The sequence below is a fragment of the Brevundimonas sp. SGAir0440 genome, from assembly GCF_005484585.1.
Lineage (GTDB): Bacteria > Pseudomonadota > Alphaproteobacteria > Caulobacterales > Caulobacteraceae > Brevundimonas.
Genome location: NZ_CP039435.1, coordinates 838,775 through 864,549 on the forward strand (window position 1 = coordinate 838,775; position 25,775 = coordinate 864,549).

A 25,775-nucleotide genomic window follows, 5' to 3' on the forward strand; every position below is an offset into this window, starting at 1 on the left:
CTGACCAAAACAACTGAGGCGATTTGACGGCCGATATCTTACGGTTGCGTCAGCCCGGCAGCCAGCGCGTGGCCCATTCGGCGCCCATCAGAAGGCCGGTCCCGAGCGCGCCCAGGAGGGCCAGCCAGACGGTCGTGACGGCGCAGCCGGCGAGGACGAACAGGCCGTCGCGCTGGATCAGGCCGACTGACAGCAGGGCCAGGGCGATGGAGGGGATGGTGTTGGTCAGGGGCATGACGATGGTCACGGTCGCCAGGATCATGAAGACGGCGGCCAGCTTTTCGCCCGGCCCATCGGCGAAGCGGCGAAGGCGGGGGCGCGACAGCCGGTCGATCCAGCCCAGTTTGGTTTCGGCGAAATCGGCCATGGCCTTCAGCCACGATCCTTTGCACCGCAGGTTCAGAAACCAGCGCGGCAGCCAAGGCTCCTCGCGCCCGACCAGCATCTGGCCAGCCAGCAGGATGACGATCAGCCCGACCACCTGCGGCACGCCGTAGAGGCCCGGCACCAGGCAGGGGATGGAGAGCAGAAGGATCAACAGCCCATAGGCGCGCTCGTCCAGCCGGTCGCGGATTTCGTGCAGGGTCAGGCCCGCGTCGCCGCCGTCATCGGCCAGCCGCCGCAGCAGCCGGGTGACGTTATGGCTGACGTCGTCCTGCTGGACCGTGGACGGGGAAGAGGCGGAGGTCGTCATTCAGGCGCTCTAGCAGGTGGACGTAACGGCCGAGGATGACGCAACGCCGCAGGGGTGCTAACGCGCCGTGCCGCCTTAAGGATCGCCATGCTGCGCAAACTCTATGACCGCGTCTTCGACCTGGCGCGCAGCCGCCATGCGACAAAGGCCCTGGCGGTCGTCTCCTTCGCCGAGAGTTCGTTCTTTCCGATCCCGCCCGACGTGATGCTGGCGCCCATGATTTTGGCGCGGCCGAACAAGGCGTATGTCTACGCCGCCGTTTGCACCGCAGCGTCGGTTCTGGGCGGGATTCTCGGTTATGCGATAGGCTATTTCCTGACCGATCTGGGTCTGGCGATCATGCGGGTGCTGGGCCATTCGGACGGACTGGAGCAGTTCCGCGCCTGGTTCGATCAGTGGGGTCTGTGGGTCATTCTGATCAAGGGGCTGACGCCCATCCCCTACAAGCTGGTGACCATCGCCTCGGGCTTGGCGGCGTTCAGCTTTCCGGTCTTCATCGCCGCGTCGGTCGTGACGCGGGGCGGACGGTTCTTCCTGGAGGCGTGGATCCTGAAGCGCTGGGGGCCGGCCATGCTGGCGCAGGTGGAAAAGCGGCTGGCGATGTGGAGCGTGATCGGCCTGGTCGCGCTGGTCGGGCTGATCGTCGTCCTGAAGCTTCTGTAAGTCGACGCGGCCGCAGGGGCGGGGTAAGACCGTTTCAAGATGATCGATATCTATCGCCTTCTGACCCGTTGGTGGACCGCCTTCGCCCTGGCCGCGTCGCTGGCCATGCTGGGCGCGGCCCATGCGTTCGAACGGTTCGGCGGCCTGGCGCCCTGCAACCTGTGTCTGAAGCAACGCGAGGTCTATTGGGGCGCCGTCGTCGTCGCTGTGCTGGCCACGGGTTGGACCCTTTTCAGCGGCGGACGCCGGGGCACGCCGCGCATCGCCGCCTTCCTGCTGGCGGCCGTGTTCGCCACAGGCGCCATCACAGCCATCTTCCACATGGGCGGCGAATACAAATGGTGGGCGCTGCCTGCGACCTGTTCGTCCGTCGGCGGCTCGGTCGATATGGACAGTCTGACGGCCTTGGCCATGGGCACGGGGCCGGTGACCAAGGTGATCGGCTGCGGCGATGTGGCCTGGAGCTGGCTGGGTCTGTCGATGGCGGGATGGAACGCGATCATCGCCTCGGCGCTTGCGGTGTTCAGCCTGTTGGCGGCGAAACGTCCCAAGGACGCCCGCGCGCCCCGGATCGAAAAGGCCTGATGCAATGAGCCATTCCATTCCCCTCCCTCGTCCTGGCCAAGGCGCCGACAAGGCGCGGATGGACGAAATCTTGCGCGTCGACCACGCCGGGGAATATGCGGCCGTCCTGATCTATCGCGCCCAGAAGGCGGTGTTCGAGGGGCGCAAGGGGCGTGACGGCATCGCCCGCGACCTGTCGGAGATGCAGGACCAGGAAGCGGTGCATCTGGCGCGCTTCGAGCGGCTGCTGAACGAGCGGCGGGTGCGGCCCACGGTCATGACGCCCCTGTGGCGCATCGCCGCCTCGGCGCTGGGCGCCGGCACCGCCCTGATGGGTGAAAAGGCGGCGCACGCCTGCACCGAGGCGGTCGAGAGCGTGATCGAGAAACACTATTCCGACCAGATCGCCGAGATCGGCGACCGCGATCCGGCCCTGGCCGCCGAGCTGAAACAGTTCCGCGACGAGGAACTGGCCCACCACGATCACGCCATCGAACACGGCAGCCGCGAAGCGCCTGCCTATCGCCTGCTATCCGGCGTGATCAAGGTCGGCTGCAAGGCGGCGATCAAGATCAGCGAGCGGGTGTGACACTAAGCCACCGTCACCCTCGGGCTTGATCCGAGGGCCGGGTGGTCCGCCGCATCGCGCCAAGGCGACGCACAGCCAAGTCCGCGTCTGATCCTCGGGTCAAGCCCGAGGATGACGAGTTTGGGTGGGTGTGAAATCTTCAATAGATCTCGAACAATCCCGCAGCCCCCATGCCGCCACCGATGCACATGGTGACGACGCCGTATTTGGCGCCGCGACGCTTGCCCTCGATCAGGACGTGGCCGGTCATGCGGGCGCCGGACATGCCGTAGGGGTGGCCGATGGAGATGGCGCCGCCCGAGACGTTCAGGCGGTCGTCGGGAATGCCCAGCGTGTCTTGGCAATACAGAACCTGGGCCGCGAAGGCCTCGTTCAGCTCCCAGATGCCGATGTCGTCCATCGTCAGGCCGTGGCGCTTCAGCAGTTTGGGCACGGCATAGACCGGGCCGATACCCATTTCGTCCGGCTCGCAGCCGGCGACGGCCATGCCGCGGTAGGCGCCGAGCGGTTGCAGGTTACGCTTCACCGCCTCGCCGGCCACCATGACGACGCAGGCCGAGGCGCCGTCCGACAGCTGCGAGGCGTTGCCGGCGGTGATGAACTCGCCCGTCTGGATCTCCTCACCGCCGCCGAAGACGGGCTTCAGCGCCTTCAGCCCTTCCAGCGTCGTGTCGGGACGGTTGCCCTCGTCCTTGGACAGGGTGACCTCTTTCGATGAGGTCTGCCCGGTGGCCTTGTCCATGACCAGCATGGTGGTGGTCATCGGCACGATCTCGGCGTCGAAGCGACCGGCGTCCTGGGCGGCGGCGGTGCGCTGCTGGGATTTCAGCGCATAGTCGTCCTGGCGGTCGCGGCTGACGCCGTAGCGGCGCGACACCACCTCGGCCGTCTCCAGCATCGACATATAGATGTGGGGCGACTGCTTCAGCAGCGCCTCGTCCTTCATCCGGTACAGGTTCATATTCTGGTTCTGGACCAGGGAGATGCTTTCCAGCCCGCCGCCGACGGCCATCTTCTGCTGATCGAAGACGACCTGTTTCGCCGCCGTGGCGATGCCCATCAGGCCCGAGGCGCACTGACGGTCCAGGCTCATGCCGGGAACGGAGGAGGGCAGGCCGGCGGCGAGCGCGATCTGGCGCGCGACGTTGGTGCCGGTCGAACCCTGCTGCAGGGCCGCGCCCATGATCACGTCCTCGATCTCGGCCGGATCGACGCCGGCGCGCTGGACTGCGTGCTTGACCGCATGGGCGCCGAGTTGCTGCGCCTGGGTGTCGTTGAAGGCGCCGCGATAGGCGCGCCCGATGGGCGTACGGGCGGTGGAGACGATGACGGCTTCGCGCATGGGCTTTCCTCCTGGGGCTATCGCCCTTCGGGCTACTTGAGCCCATTCTTGTTTGGCCTATTGCGCTTGGCGCTGCTTGAGGCCGTTCCTGTTTGGCCTATCGCGCTTGGCGCTGCTTGAGGCCGTTCCTGTTTGGCCTACGCGCGTACGCGCTGCTTGAGGCCGGTTTCCTCTGACGCCAAGTTAGGCGCCTCACGTCGCGTCAACGCAAGGCGCCTTATTTGGTCAGCCGCCGTGCGCCTTCTGCGCCTTGGTCAGTTCGATCATGCCCTGGGCGGCGCCCATGTCCGGCACGATCTCGCCCGCGCGGTCCGAGATGGCGTTGAAGCGGGCGGCGACCTGTTCTGGCGCATCGTCGCCGGTGACGAAGTCGCCTTGGGTCAGAGTGACATAGGCGCGCTCGAACCCGCCGGCGCCGGCGGCCAGGATGGCGCGGCTCGGCGCCTCCTGGCTGACCAGGTAAAGCAGGCCGGGCGTGACGAGAGCCGGGGCCAGGGCCTCCAGAGGCAGGGCGGCGCCCAGATCCTCGGTCATGCGGGTGTGGGCGGTGGGCGCCAGGCAGTTGACGCGGATGTCGTTCTTGGCCCCCTCGATCGACAAGGTCTGCATCAGGCCGACCAGCGCCATCTTGGCCGCGCCATAGTTCGACTGGCCGAAGTTGCCGTACAGGCCAGACGACGAGGTCGTCATCACGATCCGGCCGTAGTTCTGCCCGCGCATGATTTCCCATACGGCCTTGGTGCAGTTGACAGCGCCCATCAGGTGAACGTCGACGACGAAACGGAAGTCCTCGATCTCCATCTTTGCGAAGGTCTTGTCGCGCAGGACGCCGGCGTTGTTCACCAGGATGTCGATCCGGCCCCATTTCGCCATGGCCTGATCCACCATGGCCTGGACTGCGGCGAAGTCCGTCACCGAGGCCGCATTGGCCATGGCCTCGCCACCGGCCGCCTCGATTTCCGCCACGACCGATTCCGCCGCTGTCGCCGACCCGCCCGAACCGTCGCGCGCCCCGCCCAGGTCGTTGACGACCACTTTCGCCCCGCGCGCCGCAAGAGCCAGAGCGTGTTCGCGCCCCAGGCCGCCGCCGGCCCCCGTTACGATCGCCACCTGTGCGTCAAACCGCATCGCCATAATCCGTCTCCTTTCGCAAGCGCCCAATGTGTTGAAACGGCGCCACAGTCGACACAATCGTAGCTCAACCGCGGAACCGTGCGCCAGCCACGCCGTTCGGTCCCGTGAATGCTGTGCTATTGTGCAGCTTCGCGCATTCAAACAGTGAGGAAGCTATGAAGCTCAAACTTCTCGCCTCTGTCGCCGCAGCTGGGCTGTTCGCAGCCGGAGCCGCATCGGCAGAACCCAATGGTTGGTACGGGGCGATCGACGCCGGTTATCAATGGATCGACGAGATCAACGCCGAATCGTCGACTACCAATGCCAACTGGAACTACGAAGTGAACGATGGCTGGGCGGCGTTCGCTCGCCTCGGTTATCGTTTCAACCCCAACTGGCGTGCGGAACTCGAAGGCGGCTATCGCTCGGGCGACGTCGGCACCGTTCGGGCCGTTTCGGGCACTCAGGGCGTCTGCAACTTCACCCCTGCGACGGGCGGTTGCTTCTCTCCTGAAGGCGACATCGAATCGATGACCCTGATGGCGAACATCATCTACGACTTCGGTTACGAAGCTTGGGGTATCCGTCCCTTCGTCGGCCTTGGCGCTGGTGTGAACCACGTCAAGACGGACATAACCGGCAACTTGCGCGCCAACCGCGGCGCCGTCTTCACCGCGGACGACACCTCGACCAAGTTCGCTGCTCAAGCGATCGCCGGTCTGGCTTGGGCTGTGGGCGACCGCGCCAACATCGACCTGACCTACCGCTACCTGACGGGCGACGCTAACTTCGCCTCGACGACGGTCGGTACGGGCGTGGGCGCCACGTCGTTCGGCGAATGGGACGGCGACTACGATCAGTCGCACACCGTGACTCTGGGTCTGCGCTACAGCTTCGGTGCGGAAGACGCGCCGCCGCCGCCGCCTCCCCCGCCCCCGCCGCCCCCGCCGCCTCCTCCGCCCCCGCCGCCCCCGCCGCCGGTCGCTCAGAAGCCGATGCCTCGCCAGTTCGTGGTCTACTTCGACTGGGATCGCTCGGACCTGACTGCGGAAGCCCGTTCGGTGGTGACGCAGGCCGCCAACTACGCCAAGTCGGGCGCACCGACGCGCGTCCTGATCGTCGGCTACACCGACACCTCGGGTTCGGCTGCCTATAACCTGGGTCTGTCCAACCGTCGTTCGCGCACCGTCGCGGACGCGCTGGTCGCCTCGGGCGTCAACGGCGGTGTCATCGCCCTGGACGGCAAGGGCGAGACCAACCTGGCCAAGCCGACCGCCGACGGTGTGCGCGAACCGCTCAACCGCCGCGCGACCATCGACATCAACTTCTAAGATCCGAAGGCGCGCCGGTGCGGTTCATCCGGCCCGGCGCTCCCGAGGTCATGAAGTTCGTCGATTTGACAACATCATGCCGCCGTCGCCCTTTGGGCGGCGGCGGTTTTGGTGCCGTAAAGCAACGCCAACCGTCCTGCGTTTCAAAATCCCCGGGACTTGAGCGATTTCAATTGATCGCGTCCAAACTGCGGGACACAAGCATGGCGATGATCCGTAATCACAGACATCTCGGTCGCAGCCGGAGCGCAGCAATGCACGCCTCGGTGGCGGATAGAGGATAGGCGTGATGGTGGATTTGCGATCATCCTCCAGACTTCTGTCGGCAAGACGTCGGCGCAGATATCGGCTTCGCGGCGATGCGGTGCGTCCCGAGGTCCGTCCGAGATTGCAGGCGTCGCGGCCTTCGCACTCGGCGACGATTTCCGCTTTCCCGGCCAAAAGAAAGTTCGGTCCGACCGCCTTGGCGGGTCGTCGCTTCCTGATCGTTTCGGCGCCGTTTGGGCGATTCGGTGCGGTGATGGCCTCGGTTCTTGAGGCGCGGGGCGCCAATGTGAACCGCATGATCTTCAATGCCGGCGACGCGATGAACTGGCGTCGGTCCGGGGGCATTGTGTTCAAGGACACGGCGAAGGCATGGACCGAAGGGTTGATCGAGTTCGCCTCGGCGTTCACCGACATAATCCTGTTTGGCGAGGCCGGAGAGTACAACCGAGCGGTCCTAGCGGCGTCCGACCGTTTGCAAGCGCGCGTCTGGGTTTTGGAAAACGGCTATTTCCGTCCCGACTGGATCACGGTCGAGCGAAACGGCGTCAATGGCTCGAGCGCCCTGCCGCGGTTTAAGGGCGGCTATCCCGAGCCTGCGCCACTGCTGCCTGAACCCTTTACGGTCGGAAAAATCCTGCCGCATCACGTCGCCAACATCAGCGCCTACCACACGGTGCAGGTGGCGGGAAAAGCCCTGTTCCCGAACTACACGGCGCCTTACGTGTTCTCGCCGCTGGACCAGTGCCTCGGTCACATCCGGCGCTATTTGAGCCTGGCGTTCAGACGGGCTGAAAACTGTGACGCCGACGTCATAAAGGCCAGGGGCGACTTCTTCATCGCGTGTCTGCAGCGCGAGGGCGACGCGCAGCTGCTGCGCTATTCGCGCTATTGCGACAACCGCGCCTTCCTCACGGCGGTGATCGCCAGTTTCGCCGCCAAGGCGCTGCCGAAGACGCGTCTGGTCGTGAAGAACCATCCGCTTGATCCCGGCCTGGTCAATCTGCGCGCCATTACGCTGCGTCTTGCTGAGCGGTATGGCGTCGCCGGCCGTGTCGATTTCATCGATGGCGGCAACCTTGCGGCCCTGTGCCGCGCCTCGCAAGGCATGGTGGTCAACAACTCCAGCGCCGCCTTGTCGGCGCTGGGTTTCCATACGCCGGTCAAGGTGCTGGGAGACGCCTTCTTCGATTTCGAGGGATTGACCGATCAGAAGCCGCTGGATGATTTCTGGCGCGCGCCGGAGGCGCCGGATAGCGACCTGTTCACACGATTCCGTGCGCATGTGATCGCCCAAAGCCAGGTGAACGGCAATTATCATGAGCCGCACGCCATCGTGCCGACGGCCAATGGCATCGCGGACGTTTTTGAGCGGGCGTTAGCCTAGCTGACCCCCGTAAGGTGTGGCGCCCAGACCACCCTCTGTCTCTGTCATATTGCTGTTACATAACTGTCGCCCAAGGTTTCAACATGCGCCCTAGAGGGGGCTGGATTGCGACAGGCGATGGACGCCTGACGCCAGAGCCATTCGCGCCGTCCATCTGGGGATAGATGTAATGATTACTCGCAAAAGCCTGATCTGGGCGACCACCGCCCTTGCCGGCTCGCTAGCCTTCGCCGGAACCGCCTCCGCCCAATCGACCGGCACCGAAGCGACCGAAGTCGGCGAAGTCGTCGTTACCGGGGTTCGCGGACAGCGCACCATTGAGGGTCTTGCAACCGCCGAGACTGTCGCCAAGACACGCAACACCATTGGCCAGGAGTTCATCGCGACTCAGTCGGCCGGCCAGACCATTCTTCAGACCCTTAATCTGACGCCGGGCCTCAGCTTCACCAACGCCGATCCGTACGGTTCGTCGGGCGGCAACATCCGTCTGCGCGGCTTCGACGGCAACCGCGTGTCGCTGACCTTCGATGGTATCCCGTTGAACGACACCGGCAACTACGCCACCTACACCAACCAGCAGCTTGATCCCGAACTGATCGAACGCGCCTCGATCAACACCGGTTCGACCGACGTCGATAGCCCGACCGCTTCGGCGACCGGCGGCACGATCAACTACGTCACGCGCCGCCCGGCCGCCGATTTTGGCGGCTGGTTGCAAGGTTCGCTGGGCGACTTCAGCTACAATCGCATCATGGGTTTGATCGATACCGGCGCCGTTGGTCCGTGGGGCACCTCGGCCTGGTTCGCCGCTTCGCACCAGAAGTATGACAAGTTCAAAGGCATCGGCGAGCTTGAAAAAACGCAATACAACGCCCGCATTTATCAACCGCTGCGCGACAATGGCGACTTCATTTCGCTGGCGGCTCACTGGAACGAGAACCGCAACAACAACTACAATGGCCCGAACCTGGCCACCGCGACCGGCTTCTGCGACGTTGCGCGAACCCAGGTCTGCGTCAGCGACGTTGAAACCAGCCCGTTCGGCTGGGGCGTCGATTTCGATCGCACTTACACCGCGCCGACGGTTCGTCCTGGCGTAGCAGACGTAGATACCAACGGCGCCAACTACTGGGGTTTGCGCATCAACCCGTCCGACACGGGCAACATCCGCGGTCAGTCGCGCTTCACCTTGGCTGACGGCCTGATCCTGACGATCGACCCGTCGTTCTCTTACACCCTTGCCAATGGCGGTTCGCAACAAACCGTGCTGGCCGAGAACGACCTGTTGCTGCGCGGCACCCGTACGACGGGCGGCGTCGACCTGAATGGCGACGGCGACATTCTGGACCGCGTTCGCGTCATGACGCCGTCAAACACCCACACCCAGCGCTACACCCTGAACAGTTCGCTGATCTGGGATCTGAACGACCATCACCGTCTGCGCGCCGCCTATGCGCTGGATTGGGGTCGTCACCGCCAGACCGGCCTTTACGGCCGCATCGACTTCTCGAACCCGACGAACCCGAGCTTCGTGGACGAGTTCGGCGGCCTGAAGGAAGAGGGCAACCGGGTCGTGAACCTGGACGGCTTCGCCCTGCGTTCGCGTGACCGCCTGTCCTATGCCGAACTGAACCAGTTCTCGGTCGAGTACATCGGTCGCTTCTTGGATGAAGCTCTGACCGTGAATATCGGCGTCCGCGCGCCGTTCTTCTCGCGTGAACTCAACCAGTTCTGCTACACGCAGAACGCCTCTTCCAACGTGATCTGCACCTCGGAAGTGCCGGCGACGACCTTGGCCAACGGCAACGTGACCTTCGCCGGTCGTGGAACCACCCAATACGTCGCTCCGTACTCGCGCACCGTGAAGTACGACGACGTCCTGCCGAACGTCGGCGCCACCTATAAGTTCGGCGGCGCTCAGTCGATCTACGCCAGCTATTCGGAGTCGCTTTCGGCGCCGCGTACGGACAGCCTCTATGCGGCGACCCGTCTGGCGGACGGCTCGATCGGCAATCCGACCGTGCAGCCGGAGACGTCCAAGAACATCGACTTCGGCTACCGCTACACGGCGGGCACGCTGATTGCTCAGGCTTCGGGCTTCTTCAACCAGTTCGATAACCGCATCGTCAGCACCTTCGAGCCGGATCTGGATCAGTTCGTCGATCGCAACGTGGGTTCGGTTGAATCCAAGGGTGTTGAAATCTCGGTGGGTTGGTCGCCGATCCAGGCGCTGAGCCTCTACGGTTCGGCCTCGTTCCTGGATAGCGAACTGCAAGACGACTATGTCTATGATCGCGCAGGCAACCGCCTTCAGACCAAGGGCAAGAAGCAGGTTGAAACTCCCGACCAGATGTACTCGCTGCGTGCGTCTTACCAGTTCAACGACATCTTCTCGGCCGGCATCCAAGGTAAATACACCGGAGAGCGTTGGGTCACCGATGTCAATGACCTGAAGGTCGACGCCTACACCGTGGTCGATCTGGACGCCCGTTTCGACTTTGCCCCGCTGGGCTTCGAAGGCACCTATCTGCAGTTCAACGTCACCAACCTGTTCGATGAGCAGTACTACAGCACCCTTGGAACCCGCGCGTCGGGCACCCCTGGCCAACTGGGTTATAGCCGCTCGTTCGCCGGCGTCGGCGCGCCGCGCACCATGATGGCGACCCTGCGCTACGCCTTCTAAGGCTTAAGCCAGACTGAAACGACGAAGGGCGGTCCGTTCGCGGGCCGCCCTTTTTCGTGGCTGACGTTGAAGTCGGGGGCGCTTGGGGCCATATGGCGCGGCTCCCAGTTCGGCCCTTCTTGAGGACGCCCGCATGACCGATCCGACTGCTGCCGCCATCCCCGCAGAATGGGCGCCGCACCGCGCCATGTGGGTGGGTTGGCCCAGCCATGCGGAATATTGGTTCGAGGCGCTGGAACAGGCGCAGGACGAGGTCGAGGGTCTGGTGCGGGCCCTGGCCGGACCGGGGCGCGAGCAGGTCAAGCTATTGGTCGGCAAGGCCGAGGTACTGGCCGACGCCCAGGCGCGTTTTGCGGGTGTGGCCAATGTCGAGGTCGTGGCCGGCGAGTTCGGCGACGTGTGGCTGCGCGACACCGGGCCGATCTTCGGCGCGGGATCCAGGACGGCCGCCGCGTTCAAGTTCAACGGCTGGGGCGGAAAATATGACATGCCGGGCGACGACCTGGTCGCCGGCCAGATCGGCCGACATGCGGGCGTGGACCTGACCTGGAACGACTTTGTCATGGAGGGCGGGTCGCTGGATCACGACGGGGAGGGGAGCGTTCTGACCACGCGCCAGTGCCTGCTGAACCCGAACCGCAATCCGGCGTGGAACCAGGATGAAGCCGTCGCGGCGGCGGCGCTGGAAAAGGCGGTCGGCGCCAAGGTGGTGGTGTGGCTTGGCGACGGTTTGCTGAACGACCACACCGACGGGCACGTCGATAATCTGGCGCGGTTTGTCGCGCCGGGCGTGGTGGCCTGCCCGGTCGCCTGGGGCACGAACGACGTCAACGCCGACGTCTATGACGCGACGGCGCGCGATCTGGCCGCCGTGACCGATGCGGCGGGGCGTCGGCTGAAGGTCGTGCGCATCCCGTCGCCGGGCCTGGTGCTGGACGAGGACGAGCGCCCGATCCCGGCCAGCCACATGAACTTCCTGATCGCCAACGGCGCCGTGATCGTTCCCACCTATGGCGATGCGCGCGCCGCCGACATGGCCTGTCAGGCGTTGAAGGACGCCTTCCCCGATCGTGAGATCATCCCGCTGCCGTCCAACGCCATCCTGACCGGCGGCGGCTCGTTCCACTGCATCTCCCAGCAGGAGCCCGCATGACCCGCAACATCACCGTCGCCGGCATCCAGACCTCGTACGGCGAGGACATGCAGGCGAACATCGACAAGACCATCGCCTTCGTGCGCGAGGCGGCTAGTCGGGGCGCGCAGGTGATCCTGCCGTCGGAACTTTTCCAGGGCCCGTATTTCTGCGTCTCGCAGGAAGAGCACTGGTTCACGCAGGCTTATGAGTGGCGCGAACATCCATGCGTTGTGGCCATGGCGCCGGTGGCCAAGGAACTGGGCGTGGCCATTCCGGTCTCGATCTTCGAGAAGGACGGGCCGCAGTATTACAACTCGCTGGTCATGCTGGATGCCGACGGCGAGGCGCTGGGCGTCTATCGCAAGAGCCATATCCCCGACGGTCCCGGCTATCAGGAGAAGTATTATTTCCGGCCGGGCGACACTGGATTCAAGGTCTGGAAGACCCGCTTTGGCAAGGTCGGGGTCGGCATCTGCTGGGACCAGTGGTTCCCGGAAGCGGCGCGGGCGATGATGCTGATGGGCGCAGACGTCCTGATGTATCCGACCGCCATCGGCACCGAGCCGCATGATGCGACCCTGCACACGGCCGAGCCGTGGCGGCGGGCCATGCAGGGACACGCGGTGTCGAACGCCGTGCCGGTCGTCGGCGCCAACCGGATTGGGAATGAGCGCGTGACCGAGGTCGGCCAGACCTTCTACGGCCATTCCTTTATCGCCGATCAGCAGGGCGAATTGGTCGAGCAACTGGGCGCCGAGGAGGAGGGGGTGCTGGTGCACCGCTTCGATCTGGACGAGCTGGACAAATATCGCGCGGCCTGGGGCTTCTTCCGCGATCGCCGGACGGACCTGTACGGGGCGTTGACGGGTAAAGGCTGATCCGATCCTCCCCCGCGTCAGCGGGGGAGGGGGACCGCCGCAGGCGGTGGGGGGGCGAGCCCCGCACCGTGCGTAAGATGCGGCCGAGGTCAGTTCCGTATCCGCCCCCTCCACCACTTCGTGGTTCCCCTCCCCCGTGAACGGGGGAGGATTTTTAGCCCCGCATCGCCTCGACCGCCGCGATAAGTCGGTCGAGGTCGGAGGGCGTCGAAAGCCGGTGATCGCCGCCCTCGATCAGGTCCAGGCGCACATCGCCGCCCGTCAGCCGTTCGACCAGTTCGACCTGATGTCGCCACGGCACGACGTCGTCGGCGCGGCCTTGCAGGACATGAACCGGAGCGGCGATGTCGATCACGCCGTCCAGCAGCAGCCAATCGCGCGCCTCTTCGAACATGCGCCGCGTCAGGACATATTCGCCCAGACCCTCCTCGACGATCAGGGTTTCGCCCTCGCGCAGGATGGCTTGACGCTCGTGGTCGGCCAGGCCGGGCCACATCAGCCGTTTGGTGAAGTCCTGGGCCGGATTGACCAGCACCAGACCCTTGATCCGGTCCGGCCGCGCCAGGGTCGCCAGCAGCGAGACCCAGCCGCCCATCGAGGAGCCGACCGGAATGACCGGGCCGGACAGGCTGTCGATCAGGGCGACGGCGTCCTCGCGCCAGCGACCGATGGTGGCCTGTCTCCAGTCGCCGGAGGACTGGCCATGGGCGAAATGGTCGTAGCGGATGAAGTTCCAGCCGCGTTCGCGCGCGGCGACGTCCAGGGCCAGGGCCTTGGTCCCCTCCATGTCCGAGCGGAAGCCGCCGACCCAGATCACGGTCGGGCCGTCGCCTTCGACGCGCTTGAAGGCCAGGGTTTCGCCGTCGGGGCGGGACAGGTGCTGGATGTCGGTCATGGCGCCGTTCTGCCCGGACTTTCCGCCGTCGTCACCCTTGACCGCGACGCGCGATGGCGGAACACAGACCCATGTCCGCACCCCAGGTCCTGTTCGTCACCTCCAACCGCATCGGCGACTGCGTCATCTCGTCCGGCGTGATCCGCGAGATTGCGCGTCAGGTCCCGGGGGCCGAGATCACCGTCGCATGCGGTCGGCCGCCCGCGCCCTTCTTCCGCAATGCGCCCGGCGTCGTGCGCACCATCGTGCTGGATAAGAAGAAGCTGGCCGGGCACTGGGTCGATCTGTGGAAACAGGTCGTCGGTACGCGCTGGGACCTGGTCATCGACATCCGGGGTTCGGCGCTCAGCTATCTGATCCCGGCGAAGCGGCGCATCGTCTATAACCGCTCGTGGGAGACGGGCCTGCGCAAGGTCGAGATGGTGTCGCGCCTGATGGGGTCGCCGACGCCGCTGGATCCCGAAATCTTCCTGGACGATCAGGCGCGGGCCGAGGCAGCAGCCGTCATCGATCCGCAGCTGGCGGGCGGCGCGGGTACGGGGCCGATCATCGCTCTGGCGCCCATTGCGCACCAGCCGGGCAAGAGCTGGCCCGCCGACCGCTGGGGCGCGCTGGTCGAGAGGCTGAAAACTGAGCCGCGCTTCGACGGCTGGCGCTTCATGCCGGTGGGCGGACCGGGCGACCGGCCGCCCGCGACCCCGGCTTTGGAAGCTGCTGGCCCGCGCGGCATAGATTTCGTCGGCAAGGGCGACATCCTGGCCTCCGCCGCCGCCATCGACCGGGCCGATCTGTTCGTCGGCAATGATTCAGGACTGATGCACGTCTCGGCGGCGCTGGGCCGTCCGACCCTGGGCCTGTTCGGTCCGACGGAGTGGTGGCTGTATGGGCCGTGGGGGCCCAAGACGCGCACGGCGGCGTCCAACGAGACCCGCGGCCAGTTCGCGCCGATCGAGGACCTGACGGTGGATCACGTGTTCAACGCGGTGTTGGCGCTGCATGACGCCTACATCGTCGAAACGCCTGCGAACCCTTGAAAAATCGGGGCTCGCGGCGCATATTGCCGGCCTTGAGGGGAACGTGGCGATCGCCGCGTGCATTCGCTCATCACGACATACGCCTTCTCTGACCACATAAGGAAACGACGCCCATTCGCCGTCCCATGCAAGCGCCACCCGTGAAAGACGGGCCGCGTATGAACCAGGATATCCGTGCCCCTCGCGTTCTGCTCATCGACCAGAACGGCGAAAAACAGGGCGTCATGCCCACCTCCGCCGCTCTGGAAGCCGCCGAGGAAGCCGGGTTGGACCTGGTCGAGATCGTCTCCACCTCCGAGCCGCCGGTGGCCAAGATCCTCGATTACGGCAAGCACCGTTTCCAGGAACAGAAGAAGAAGGCCGAGCAGCGCAAGCGCCAGAAGGTCGTCGAGCTGAAGGAGATCAAACTCCGTCCGAACATCGACACCCACGACTATGAGGTGAAGGCCAAGGCCATGCACCGCTTCTTCGACGAGGGCGACAAGGTCAAGGTGACCCTGCGCTTCCGCGGTCGCGAAATGGCGCACCCCGAACTGGGCATGAAGCTGCTGAACAAGGTCCAGGCCGATTTCGACGAAATCGCCAAGGTCGAGTTCGCGCCCAAGATGGAAGGCCGCCAGATGATCATGATCCTGGCCCCGCGCTGATCGCAATCCATCGCTGAATGCCAAACGCCCCGGTCCCGCGACCGGGGCGTTTTTCTTTGCGGGAGAAACGGCTAAGCGTAGGCAATGACGAACGCCGATACGGTCGCTGCGCGCACCCCGCCGCCCAAGCTCAAGACGCCGGCTCTGGCCGTGCTGTTTGCGACGGTGTTCATCAATCTCGTCGGGTTCGGGCTGGTGGTGCCGTTGCTGCCGTTCTTCGCCCAGAGCCTGAAGGCCGAGGCGTGGCAGATCACGCTGATGTTCTCGGCCTATTCGCTGGGTCAGTTCTTCGCCGAGCCGTTCTGGGGGCGGTTGTCGGATCGGATCGGGCGAAAGCCCGTGCTGTTGATGACCCTGATCGCCAATGCGCTGGGCTATCTGATGCTGGCCTTCGTGCCCAACATCTGGCTGGCGATCGCAGTCAGGCTGTTCACCGGCCTGGGCGCCGGCAATATCTCGACGGTTCAGGGGTATGTGGCCGATGTGACCCCGCCCGAGCAGCGGGCCGGGCGGATGGGCCTGATCGGCGCCGCGTTCGGCCTGGGCTTCATCGTCGGGCCGGGGCTGGGCGGATTGCTGACGCAGCCGCAGCTGGGACGGCTGGGCTATCAGCTGCCGATCTTCCTGGCGGCGGCGTTGGCGGCGGTCGCGGCGGTCGGCGTCGTCGTCTTCCTGCGCGAGAGCCGGGCCAAGGCCGATCCCACAGCACCGCGTCCGGCCTTCCTGGCGGGGCTGAAGGCTGCGCGCGACAACGCGGTGGTGTCGCGCGTGCTGGTCGTGACCCTGATCTATATGGCCGGGTTTTCGGCGATGGAGAGCGTGTTCGGCCTGTGGTCCGAGAGCCGCTATCAATGGGGCGCGCGCGAGGTGGGGCTCAGCTTCATGATCGTGGGCATCGTCTCGACGCTGAACCAGGGGTTCTTCGCCGGGCGGCTGGCGCGGCGGTTCGGCGAATCGCGCGTGCTGGCCACCGGCATGCTGCTGTTTGGAACCTCGCTGGTGTTGCAGGTGCTGGCTCCGGTCGCGTGGTTTCCCGCGACGCGGCTCGAGCTGGGCGCCCTGACGATCCCGGTCGTCCAGGGCTGGATCATCCCGATCGTGATGGCGATCGGCGCGTGCGGCATGTCGCTGGCCATGCCCAACATCTCGGCCATGATCAGCCGCGCCTCGCCGCCGGATCGGCAGGGGGCCATGCTGGGTCTGAACATGGCCTCCAGCTCGGTGGCGCGCATCTTCGGGCCGATGATCGCGGGCGCGCTGTTCTCGGGGCTGGGGCATGACTGGCCCTTTGTGATCGGGGCGCTGCTGACCCTCCCGGCGGCCCTGATGGCGATCAACGCCGGGCGCGTCATTCGCAGCGGCGAGGGCGGCGTGAAAGCCCCGGCCTGACTCGTCTTGCAATGGCGGCGCTCTTCACGTAGAAGCCGCGCCTTCGCGTACCGAACCGCCAGGCGAACAGGCATGCCTGGGCGGTTCTTAAACTCTGGAGAGATACCTCCCACGGGCTCAAGCAGTCCAAAGGACGGTAGCCCTCCAAAAAGGAGACTGAAATGCCGAAACTGAAGACGAAGTCGGGCGCCAAGAAGCGCTTCAAATTCACGGCCACTGGCAAGGTTAAGGCCGGCGTTGCGGGCAAGCGTCACCGCTTGATCAGCCACAACTCGAAATACATCCGCCAGAACCGCGGCACCTCGATCATGGCCGACGCCGACGCCAAGAAGATCAAATCCTACATGCCGTACGCCTAAGGCGAACGACAGGCAGACGATCTTTTCGCACTGAATTTGAACCACGGTCCCTCAAGCAGCAAGCCCCAAAACCTAGCAAGGTGGGCGGCGCGCGATAGGGACTTCCCTAAGGGAAAAACATCATGGCTCGCGTTAAACGTGGCGTAACCTCGCACGCCAAGCACAAGAAGGTTCTGGAGCAGGCCAAGGGCTTCTCCGGCCGCCGCAAGAATACCATCCGTACGGCCAAGGCCGCCGTCGATCGCGCCGGGCAATACGCCTATCGCGACCGTCGCGCCAAGAAGCGCAACTTCCGCGCCCTGTGGATCCAGCGCATCAACGCCGCCGCCCGTCTGGAAGGCTTCACCTACAGCCAGTTCATCAACGGCCTGAACAAAGCCGGCATCGAACTGGACCGCAAGGTTCTGGCCGCGATCGCCGCCGACGCGACCGGCTTCAAGGCCGTCGCCGACAAGGTCCGCGCCGCCCTGGCGTAAGAACTGTGCTCAAGCCGCGAGCGACCGCGTCGCGAGCGTAGCGCAACAAGAATGACGCCCGCTCCGGTTTCCGGGGCGGGCGTTCTTCGTTTCAGGCCGCCTTGGGGACCTGCGATGGCTGGCTCTGCGCCAGCACCATGCGGATGGCGTTCAGCAGGGCGTCGGGCTGGATCGGCTTTTGCGCCACGCCGTTCATGCCGGCGGCGATATAGTCCAGCTCGTCGCGCTCGTCGGCGTTCGCCGTCAGGGCCAGGATCGGCAGGGCGCCGGCCGGGCCGGGCAGGGCGCGGATAGCCCGCGTCGCGGCGACCCCGTCCATCACGGGCATCTTGATGTCCATCAGGGCCAGGTCGAACGGACGGGCCATTACGGCGTCCACCGCCTCGCGCCCGTTCTCGGCCATCTCGCAGGTGCAGCCGAACATCTCCAGCAGCTTGCCGGCGACGAAGCGGTTGGTGGCGTTGTCGTCCACCACCAGCACATGCAGGGTGTCGTGCGGCGTCGGCTCGGCCAAGGCGGGGGCGGGCGCCGCGCTCTCGGTCGCGACGCGCAGCGGCAGGCGCACCTGGAAGCGCGCGCCGCCCTGGGGCGAGGCGCCCAGCGAGATCGCGCCGCCCATCCGTTCGGCGATCTGTCGGCAGATGGCTAGGCCCAGGCCCGCGCCCGCCCCCTCGCGCCCGGCCTTTCCGGTGTTGAAGGGATCGAAGATGGTCGCGGCCGCCGCCTCGGGCACGCCGGGTCCGCTGTCGTCCACGGTGAAGATCACCTCGCCGTCGGCGTGGCTTTCGATCAGGGCGACGACCTCGCCCGTCAGGGTGAACTTCAGCGCATTGCCGATCAGGTTGTTCAGCAGTTGCTTCAGCCGCATCCCGTCGGCCTGAACGCAGGGAACGGCCAGGTCGGTGCGGATGGTCAGGGCCAGGGCCTTTTCCTCGGCCCGCGCGCGCCACAGGGCGTCGATGTCGAAGGCGACGGCCGACAGGTCGAGCGGCTCCTCCTCCAGCGTCAGCATGCCGGCCGAGGCGCGTGACATGTCCAGCGCGTCGGTCAGCAACCGCAGCAGGCTCTGGCCCGAATCGATCACGGTGCGGACGTAGGGGCGCAGCTCTTCCTGCTCCAGCTTCTTGTCCATCAGGGCCGCGACGCCCAGCACCCCGTTCAGGGGCGTGCGGATCTCGTGGCTCATCACCGCCAGGAACTCGGACTTGGCCCGGCTGGAGGCGACGGCCTCGGCCTCGGCCAGGGCCAGGTCGCGGGCCAGGGCGCTCATCTCCTCGGCCCGCTGGCGGTGCAGGGCCGCGCCCGCCTGAACCACCTGCAGCGCCGTGCCGACGCCGACATAGCGGCCGCCTGCCACCACGATGAAGCCGGTCAGCAAGGCGCCCAGCTCAGCCGCACCATAAGCCTGGAAGAAGGCCTCGGCGCTGGTCGCCGCCTCCGCCACCGGCGCATTGCGGTCCATCAGGCTTTCGGCGGGCCTTCGGGCATACAGGGCGCGTCCGAACTCGGCCGCCATCCTCAGGGTGAAGGCGTTGCGTTCGATGATGCCTAGGGGGCGGCCATCGTCATCGACGACGGCCAGGGCCAGGGTGTTCGGCTCGGTCTGGAACCGTTCGAACACATCCGCGCCTGGCGTGGACGGGGCCACGGGCGCGATCAAGTCGACGAAATCACCGATCAGCGGCATCAAGATCCTCGCAAGTTCGGAGGCCTGATTAGACGGTGATATTTAACGCCAGCTTTGCCGTTCATGAACCTTTCGCGGCGGGTTTTCGACAGTCGATCCGTGGGCGGATGGAAAGTCCTGACTGCGCGCGATATTCCCTCGCGGACGCGACTTCGATAGCCTCGCCCGATGATGCGCACCTTGATTTGCGGCCTGGCTGCAGCCCTTGCCCTGACCACCGCCGCTGCTGCGCAGGACCGACGCGTCGCCGTGACCTTCGACGACCTGCCGTTCCAGACGGATGCGGCGACCCTGTGCGATCCGGCGCGCCTGATGACGATCACCCAGGATTTCGTCGCCATGCTGAAGCCGCTGGATACGCACGGCACAGCCTTCGTCAATGCGGGCAAGGTCTGCGAGGCCGAGCGCGCCACGATCCTGCCCCGCGTGCTTAACGTTTGGCTGGACGCCGGTCTTGGCTTGGGCAACCACACCAACACCCATCTGAACATCCACGCGACGACGGTTGAGGCCTATCTGGCCGACGTGGACGCTGGGGCGCCGATCGTTCGGCAGGTGCTTGAGGCTCGCGGACGGTCATTGCGCTGGTTCCGTCACCCTTATCTTTTCACCGGCGAGACGCAGGAAAAGCACGACGCCATCGCCGCCGGCCTGGCCCAGCGCGGCTATACGATTGCGCCGGTGACCCTCGACAACAACGACTGGATGTTCGCCGACGTTTATCGCAAGGCCGAGCAGATCGGCGATCAGGCGCTGATGCAGCGCATCGGTCAGGCCTATGTGGCGCATATGGCGACGGTGCTGGACTTCTTCGAACCTTACAGCGCCGAGGTGGCGGACGGGCGTGAACCGGCGCAGGTGCTGTTGCTGCACGCCAACACCCTGAACCAGGCCTGGTATCCGCAGATCCACGCCCTGTATCTGGCGCGCGGTTATCGCTTCGTGCCGCTGGAAGAGGCGCTGGCCGATCCGATCTATCAGCACCCTGACACCTATGTCCGCGCCAACGGAATCTCGTGGTTGCACCGCTGGATGCGGACCGACGGCCGGCCCATCCGCTGGGAGCCGGAACCGCCCGCCTGGATCGTTGCGGCCAACAAGGCGCCGGCGTCGGAACTTCAGGCCCTCGCATCGGCCCCTTGAAGGGTGACGAAACGGTTTCCACCCGTTAAGGCACGGGGCAAATGACCGATCTCGCCACACTCGAACTCGACCTGATCAACGCCATCGGCGGCGCGGAAACCGTCGCCGCCCTGGAAGAGGTGCGCGTCGCCGCCCTGGGCAAGTCCGGCTCCGTCTCCGGCCTGCTGAAGGGCATGGGCGCCATGAGCCCCGACGAACGCCGTGAACAGGGGCCGATGATCAACGGCCTGCGCGACCGCGTCGCCGCCGCCATCGCCGCGAAGAAGACCGCGCTGGAAGCCGCCGAACTGGACGCGCGTCTGCTGTCGGAACGCATCGATCTGACCCTGCCGGCGCGTCCGCGCAGGAAGGGCGGGGTCCACCCGACCATGCAGGTGATGGACGAGATGATCGCCCTGTTCGCCGAGATGGGCTTCGCTGTGGCCGAAGGTCCGGACATCGAGGACGACTTCCACAACTTCACGGCCCTGAACTTCCCGCCCAAACACCCGGCGCGGGAAATGCACGACACCTTCTTCCTGAAGCCCGACCCCGAGACGGGCGAGCGCAAGGTGCTGCGGACCCACACCAGCCCGGTGCAGGTCCGAACCATGATGTCGCAAAAGCCGCCGATCCGCATCGTCGCCCCGGGCCGCACCTTCCGCAAGGATTCGGACGCCACCCACACGCCGATGTTCCACCAGATCGAGGGTCTGGTGATCGACCGTGACATTCACATGGGCCACCTGAAGACCACGCTTCAGACCTTCATCGCCCGCTTCTTCGAACTGGACGCGGTCCAGGCGCGCTTCCGTCCGCACCACTTCCCCTTCACCGAACCGTCGGCCGAAATGGACATCCGCTGCGATCGCTCTGGCGGAAAACTGGTGTTCAACACCGGCGACGACTGGCTGGAGATTCTGGGCTGCGGGATGGTGCATCCCAATGTGCTCAGGAACTGCGGCATCGACCCGGACGAATATCAGGGCTTCGCCTTCGGCATGGGCGTGGATCGGCTGGCCATGCTGAAATACGGCGTGCCCGACCTGCGCCCCATGTTCGACGCCGACACCCGCTGGCTGTCCCACTACGGCTTCTCGGCCTTCGCCGCCCCCAACCCGGCCTCGGGCCTGAGCTGAACCCATGAGTGACGCTGCCAAAGCCGCGTCATACCGATTAAGAGGCTAAAGTAATGGCGCGTTTGCCGATCAACCGACCCGTCAATCTTGCACGCGATTTGACCCAGACGACATTCGAGAACGTCGATCTGAACCTGCACGATCTTTATCAGCATTGCCGTGACAAGGGCGCTGTCGTGGGGCGCACCTTCACCGGTTGCCGGCTGGATGGCCCGGCGATCGTTCTGGTCGGACCCGGCACGACGTTCGATGAGACGAACTTCGGCGACTCGCGCGGGGGTATGAAGAATCTTCTGCTCCAGCCGATGGGGGACAAGGCGCTGGGCACCATCCCGATGCATGACTGCACCTTCGTGGGCTGCGAATTCTACAATGTCGGCTTCACCGGAGCCGCAGATATTCTGGAGCAGCTGGCGGCTGTTCCGACGGTGGCGGGACCGGCGGCATGAAGTTCACCCTGTCCTGGCTGAAGGACCACCTCGAAACCGAGGCGGATGTTCAGCAGATCGCCGAGGCCATGACCATGGCCGGGCTGGAGGTCGAGGAGGTGCTCGACCCCGCCTCCAAACTGGCGCCGTTCACTGTGGCCAAGATCGTTTCGGCCGAGCGTCACCCCAACGCCGACCGGCTGCAGGTCTGCCAGGTCGAGACGGTCGACGGGATGAAGGAGATCGTCTGCGGCGCGCCGAACGCGCGGGCGGGCCTGACCACCATCTACGCCCCCATCGGCGCCTATGTGCCGGGCCTGGGCGTGACCCTGGTCGAGAAGCCGGTGCGCGGCGTGGTGTCGAACGGCATGCTGTGCTCGGCCTCGGAGCTCGAGTTGTCGGACGAGAGCGACGGCATTCAGGAGCTGCCGCCCGAAATCCCCGTGGGCACGCCGGTCGCCGGCCTGTTCGGCGCCGAGCCGGTCATCGATTTCGAGGTCACGCCGAACCGGCCCGACTGGCTGGGCGTGGCCGGCATCGCGCGGGATCTGGCCGCCGCCAGCGTCGGCAAGCTGAAGCATTTCGACATCGCCGTGGTGCGCGGGGCCTTCCCGTCGCCGATCAGCGTGCGGCTGGAGGCTCCCGAGATGTGCCCGGTTTTCGCCGGTCGCGTCATTCGCGGCGTCAAGAACGGCCCGTCGCCGGCGTGGCTGCAGAAGCGTCTGACGGCCATCGGCCTGCGCTCGATCAACCGTCTGGTCGATGTGACCAATCTGATCGCCTATGACCGCGCTCGCCCGCTGCACGTCTATGACGTCGCCAAGCTGTCAGGAACGGAGATCGTGGTGCGGGCGGGGCAGGTTTCGGCCGCGACCGGCGGGCACGAGCATCTGATCGCCCTGGACGGCAAGACCTACGCCGCATCCGCAGCCGACTGCATCATCGCCGACGCCGGGGGCGAGCGCCCCATCGGCCTGGGCGGCGTGATGGGCGGGGAATCGACCGGCTGCGACGAGACCACCACCGACGTCTTCCTGGAAAGCGCCTGGTTTGACCCGCTGGTCATCGCCCAGACCGGCCGTGCGTTGGGCATCCACTCCGACGCCCAGTACCGGTTCGCGCGCGGCGTCGATCCGGTCTCGGTCACGCCGGGTCTGGAACTGGCCACGCGTTTGATCCTGGACCTGTGCGGCGGCGAGCCGTCGGACATCGTCTTTGTCGGCGAACCGCCGGCCAGCCCGGCGCCCTTCGCCTTCGACCCCGCCTATGTGAAGCGTCTCAGCGGCATGGATCTGGCCGACGACCGGATCGGGACCATCCTGGGCCAGCTCGGGTTCCTGGTTCAGGCCGCGCCGGCCGGTCAGGCCGAGCCCTGGATCGTCACCCCGCCCTCATGGCGTCGCGACGTCGAAGGTCCGGCCGATCTGGTGGAAGAGGTTGCGCGCATCGAGGGCTTCGACAGCCTGCCCGATACGCCTCTGCCCGAGGTCGCCCGCCCCGCCGGCGGCGTGTTGAGCCTCCGCCAGGCCCGCGTCCGCACCGCGCGTCGCGCCCTGGCGGCCCTCGGTTACGCCGAGGCCGTCACGTGGTCCTTCACCAAACAGTCGACCGCGGCCCTGTTCGGCGGCGGGGATGATCGGCTGGTGCTGGAGAACCCCATCGCGGCCGATCTGGACTGCATGCGGCCCTCGGCCCTGCCGAACTTGGTCCAGGCGGCGGCGAGGAACGCCGCGCGCGGTTTCGCCGACGCCGCCCTGTTCGAGATCGGCCCCATCTATCTGGGCGACGGTCCGGCGGATCAGCGCACGGTCATCGCCGGCCTGGTCGCCCCGCACGCCGCCCGTCACTGGGCCGGCGCCGGTGAGGACGCCCTGTTCGCGCTCAAGGGCGACCTGACCACCCTGCTGGAAGAGATCGGCGCCCCGGTCGCCTCGCTGCAACTGGTCCAGGGCCAGAACCGCGACTGGTGGCACCCTGGCCGTTCGGCCCGGCTGCAACTGGGCCCCAAGAATGTGATGGTCGAGCTCGGCGAACTGCATCCGCGCGTCCTGAAGGCGCTGGACGCTGACGGTCCGATCTTGGCCTTCGAAATCGTGCTGGACAATGTGCCGGAGCCACGCGGCAAAAGCGGCAAGGCGCGCGGCTCGGCGGACCTGTCGGCCTTCATGCCCCTGACCCGCGACTTCGCCTTCGTGGTGGAAGACGCCAAGCCTGTGGGCGATCTGGTCCGGGCCGCGACGGGGGCCGACAAGGCCCTGGTCGCGGACGTGCGCGTCTTCGACGTCTATCGCGGCAAGGGCGTGGACGAGGGCTTCAAGTCCGTCGCCCTGGAGGTCGTGATCCAGCCGCGCGAAGCCACCCTGACCGAAGCCGAGATCGAGGCCCTGACCGCCAAGGTCGTCGGAGCGGTCGAAAAGCAGGGCGGCAAGCTGCGGGCTTGAGGGAGCGCAGCGCCGTCGTTCAGGCGGCGCGGGGGACATTGGCGATGACGACGGAACCTCAGGCGGCCCAACCGGATCGCGGCCATCTGCTGCGTGTCCTGGGCGTGACGTTCGGCGTCGCCGTCGTGGTCGGCGGCGTCATCGGTCAGGGCATACTGCGCACGCCGGGCGTGGTCGCCGAGGGGGTTCAGAACCCCACGATCATCATCGCGCTGTGGTGCGTCGCCGGTCTGGTCGCCTGGATCGACGCCATGTCGACCGTCGAACTGGCCGCCTCGATCCGCAAGACGGGCGGCCCCTATATCTTTGCCCGACGCGCCTTCGGGTCGCTGACCGGCCTCGCCGTCGGCGTTTGCGACTGGCTGGGCAATATGGGCGGCATCGCCTTCATCGCCGTGGTCTTCGGCGAATATCTGCACCGACTAGGCGTCGCGACCAGCGTGCCGATCGGCGTCCTGGCCCTCTTGATTGTGGTCGTGGTGGGCAGCGTGCAATGGCTGGGCACCAAGGTCGGCGGTCGGGCGCAGGAGATCGGCAGCGCGGTCAAGGCGGCCCTGTTCACCGTGCTGATCATCGGCCTGTTCCTGGCGCCGCGCGGCGCGCCCGTCGCGACCGAGATCGCGCCGGCGACGGCGGCGGCCCTGACCTTCGGCGGCATCGTCATGGCCCTGCGGGCTATTTCCGGCACCTACTACGGCTGGAACAGCGCCTCCTACTTCTGCGAAGAGGTCGTCGATCCGGGCCGGACGATCGCGCGGGCGACCTTCTCGGGCATCGCCGTGGTGACGGTGATCTATGTGCTGGCCAACCTGGCCTATCTGAACGTCCTGACGCCGGCCGAGATGGCCGGGTCGAACCTCCTCGCGGCGGATGCGGCCGGTCGGGTGTTCGGCGATGTCGCCGGCTCAATCGTCACGGCCATTTCGCTGGTGTCGCTGGTGACGATCATCAATGCGATGGTCATGGTGTTCCCGCGCGTCCTGTTCGCCATGGCGCGCGAGTATCAGATTTCGGCCCTGACCCGGGTCGCCGCCAACGGCACGCCGCGTCTGGCCCTGATCGCCACCGTGCTGGCCGGTGGGCTGCTGGCCACGATCGGCGTCTATGAAACCCTGCTGACCTTTTCGACGTCGCTGCTGGCGCTGATGAGCGTGCTGGTGAACGCCGCCGTCATCGTCCTGAGGGTGCGCGAGCCCAATCTGGAACGCCCCTGGAAGATGCCGCTCTATCCCCTGCCGGCGATCATCGCCCTGGCGATCAATACGACCCTGTTCGTGATCTTCGTGGTCGAGGATCCTTTGACGGCTGGAAAGGCCTTTGGAATGCTGGCGGTCCTGATCGGCCTCGCCTGGTTGTTAGTCCGACGAAAGCGCGTCTTCCTATAATCCTTGAAGTATTCCAATCACGATTGTCCGCTCTGGCCCGAGACGATATCGAGTCACTGGTTGCCAGCACGGGGATCGGCTTTGCCTGTAGTTGCTATTGCCGTGAAGAGATAAGTGTCGTCTCGTAGTG

23 protein-coding genes are annotated in these 25,775 nt (G+C 65.9%); 18 read left to right on the forward strand and 5 right to left on the reverse strand.

The window, feature by feature from the left end; all coding sequences use genetic code 11:
- Positions 1 to 49: 49 nt before the first annotated feature.
- The gene (locus E7T10_RS04115) at positions 50 to 694 is read right to left on the reverse strand and encodes an exopolysaccharide biosynthesis protein (protein WP_137720843.1); all 645 of its coding nucleotides are present in this window, start codon (positions 692 to 694) and stop codon (positions 50 to 52) included.
- An 87-nt stretch (positions 695 to 781) separates the two neighbouring features.
- On the opposite strand from E7T10_RS04115, the gene E7T10_RS04120 reads away from it, so the two are divergent.
- From E7T10_RS04120 to E7T10_RS04130, 3 genes are read left to right on the forward strand one after another with little or no spacing between them, the layout of a single operon-like run.
- A complete protein-coding gene (locus E7T10_RS04120; RefSeq protein ID WP_137720844.1) occupies positions 782 to 1,357 on the forward strand; it encodes a YqaA family protein in 576 nt (191 codons plus the stop codon).
- Positions 1,358 to 1,396: 39 nt separating this feature from the next.
- Positions 1,397 to 1,942, forward strand: a complete 546-nt coding sequence (locus E7T10_RS04125; protein ID WP_137720845.1) for a disulfide bond formation protein B — start codon at positions 1,397 to 1,399, stop codon at positions 1,940 to 1,942.
- 4 nt (positions 1,943 to 1,946) lie between these two features.
- Complete coding sequence (locus E7T10_RS04130; protein WP_137720846.1) at positions 1,947 to 2,510, forward strand: demethoxyubiquinone hydroxylase family protein; 564 nt, start codon at positions 1,947 to 1,949, stop codon at positions 2,508 to 2,510.
- Between the two features lie 139 nt (positions 2,511 to 2,649).
- Here the strand turns inward: E7T10_RS04130 and E7T10_RS04135 are convergent, their stop codons facing one another.
- Entirely contained in the window at positions 2,650 to 3,852 is a 1,203-nt protein-coding gene (locus E7T10_RS04135; RefSeq protein WP_137720847.1) for an acetyl-CoA C-acyltransferase, read from the reverse strand.
- Positions 3,853 to 4,077: 225 nt separating this feature from the next.
- On the reverse strand, positions 4,078 to 4,986 hold the full coding sequence (locus E7T10_RS04140) for an SDR family NAD(P)-dependent oxidoreductase (protein ID WP_137720848.1): 909 nt from the start codon (positions 4,984 to 4,986) through the stop codon (positions 4,078 to 4,080).
- A 155-nt stretch (positions 4,987 to 5,141) separates the two neighbouring features.
- Between E7T10_RS04140 and E7T10_RS04145 the strand changes: the two genes are divergently transcribed.
- The 5 genes from E7T10_RS04145 to aguB all read left to right on the forward strand — a co-directional run bounded on the left by E7T10_RS04145 (position 5,142) and on the right by aguB (position 12,643).
- A complete protein-coding gene (locus tag E7T10_RS04145; RefSeq protein ID WP_137720849.1) occupies positions 5,142 to 6,296 on the forward strand; it encodes an OmpA family protein in 1,155 nt (384 codons plus the stop codon).
- Positions 6,297 to 6,816: 520 nt separating this feature from the next.
- Positions 6,817 to 7,947, forward strand: a complete 1,131-nt coding sequence (locus E7T10_RS04150; RefSeq protein WP_137720850.1) for a capsular biosynthesis protein — start codon at positions 6,817 to 6,819, stop codon at positions 7,945 to 7,947.
- A gap of 169 nt (positions 7,948 to 8,116) precedes the next feature.
- Entirely contained in the window at positions 8,117 to 10,630 is a 2,514-nt protein-coding gene (locus tag E7T10_RS04155) for a TonB-dependent receptor (RefSeq protein ID WP_137720851.1), read from the forward strand.
- Positions 10,631 to 10,763: 133 nt separating this feature from the next.
- A complete protein-coding gene (locus tag E7T10_RS04160; RefSeq protein ID WP_137720852.1) occupies positions 10,764 to 11,783 on the forward strand; it encodes an agmatine deiminase family protein in 1,020 nt (339 codons plus the stop codon).
- The gene (aguB, locus tag E7T10_RS04165) at positions 11,780 to 12,643 is read left to right on the forward strand and encodes an N-carbamoylputrescine amidase (RefSeq protein ID WP_137720853.1); all 864 of its coding nucleotides are present in this window, start codon (positions 11,780 to 11,782) and stop codon (positions 12,641 to 12,643) included. Before E7T10_RS04160 ends, aguB begins: the two co-directional genes overlap by 4 nt.
- Before the next feature lie 154 nt (positions 12,644 to 12,797).
- On the opposite strand, the gene E7T10_RS04170 is transcribed toward aguB, so the two are convergent.
- Positions 12,798 to 13,538, reverse strand: coding sequence for an alpha/beta fold hydrolase (locus E7T10_RS04170; protein WP_137720854.1), 741 nt, complete (start codon positions 13,536 to 13,538; stop codon positions 12,798 to 12,800).
- 71 nt (positions 13,539 to 13,609) lie between these two features.
- Between E7T10_RS04170 and E7T10_RS04175 the strand changes: the two genes are divergently transcribed.
- From E7T10_RS04175 to rplT, 5 genes are all read left to right on the forward strand, one after another.
- Positions 13,610 to 14,572: a glycosyltransferase family 9 protein gene (locus E7T10_RS04175; protein ID WP_137720855.1), complete on the forward strand. Its 963-nt coding sequence runs from the start codon at positions 13,610 to 13,612 to the stop codon at positions 14,570 to 14,572.
- 125 nt (positions 14,573 to 14,697) lie between these two features.
- Positions 14,698 to 15,219: a translation initiation factor IF-3 gene (gene infC, locus E7T10_RS04180; RefSeq protein WP_039244129.1), complete on the forward strand. Its 522-nt coding sequence runs from the start codon at positions 14,698 to 14,700 to the stop codon at positions 15,217 to 15,219.
- A gap of 84 nt (positions 15,220 to 15,303) precedes the next feature.
- The gene (locus E7T10_RS04185) at positions 15,304 to 16,608 is read left to right on the forward strand and encodes an MFS transporter (protein ID WP_137720856.1); all 1,305 of its coding nucleotides are present in this window, start codon (positions 15,304 to 15,306) and stop codon (positions 16,606 to 16,608) included.
- A gap of 161 nt (positions 16,609 to 16,769) precedes the next feature.
- A complete protein-coding gene (gene rpmI, locus E7T10_RS04190) occupies positions 16,770 to 16,967 on the forward strand; it encodes a 50S ribosomal protein L35 (RefSeq protein ID WP_137720857.1) in 198 nt (65 codons plus the stop codon).
- A gap of 122 nt (positions 16,968 to 17,089) precedes the next feature.
- Entirely contained in the window at positions 17,090 to 17,443 is a 354-nt protein-coding gene (gene rplT, locus E7T10_RS04195) for a 50S ribosomal protein L20 (RefSeq protein WP_017506327.1), read from the forward strand.
- A 91-nt stretch (positions 17,444 to 17,534) separates the two neighbouring features.
- Here the strand turns inward: rplT and E7T10_RS04200 are convergent, their stop codons facing one another.
- Positions 17,535 to 19,130 carry an ATP-binding protein gene (locus tag E7T10_RS04200; RefSeq protein WP_137720858.1) on the reverse strand — a complete coding sequence of 532 codons (1,596 nt, stop codon included), beginning with the start codon at positions 19,128 to 19,130 and terminating at the stop codon, positions 17,535 to 17,537.
- A 168-nt stretch (positions 19,131 to 19,298) separates the two neighbouring features.
- On the opposite strand from E7T10_RS04200, the gene E7T10_RS04205 reads away from it, so the two are divergent.
- The 5 genes from E7T10_RS04205 to E7T10_RS04225 are packed head-to-tail and all read left to right on the forward strand — an operon-like array spanning position 19,299 to position 25,645.
- On the forward strand, positions 19,299 to 20,273 hold the full coding sequence (locus tag E7T10_RS04205; RefSeq protein ID WP_137720859.1) for a polysaccharide deacetylase family protein: 975 nt from the start codon (positions 19,299 to 19,301) through the stop codon (positions 20,271 to 20,273).
- A 41-nt stretch (positions 20,274 to 20,314) separates the two neighbouring features.
- Positions 20,315 to 21,391, forward strand: a complete 1,077-nt coding sequence (gene pheS, locus E7T10_RS04210; RefSeq protein WP_091748933.1) for a phenylalanine--tRNA ligase subunit alpha — start codon at positions 20,315 to 20,317, stop codon at positions 21,389 to 21,391.
- A gap of 53 nt (positions 21,392 to 21,444) precedes the next feature.
- Positions 21,445 to 21,840: a hypothetical protein gene (locus E7T10_RS04215; RefSeq protein WP_137720860.1), complete on the forward strand. Its 396-nt coding sequence runs from the start codon at positions 21,445 to 21,447 to the stop codon at positions 21,838 to 21,840.
- Positions 21,837 to 24,260: a phenylalanine--tRNA ligase subunit beta gene (pheT, locus tag E7T10_RS04220; protein WP_137720861.1), complete on the forward strand. Its 2,424-nt coding sequence runs from the start codon at positions 21,837 to 21,839 to the stop codon at positions 24,258 to 24,260. Before E7T10_RS04215 ends, pheT begins: the two co-directional genes overlap by 4 nt.
- A gap of 44 nt (positions 24,261 to 24,304) precedes the next feature.
- A complete protein-coding gene (locus E7T10_RS04225) occupies positions 24,305 to 25,645 on the forward strand; it encodes an APC family permease (RefSeq protein ID WP_137720862.1) in 1,341 nt (446 codons plus the stop codon).
- Positions 25,646 to 25,775 lie beyond the last annotated feature (130 nt).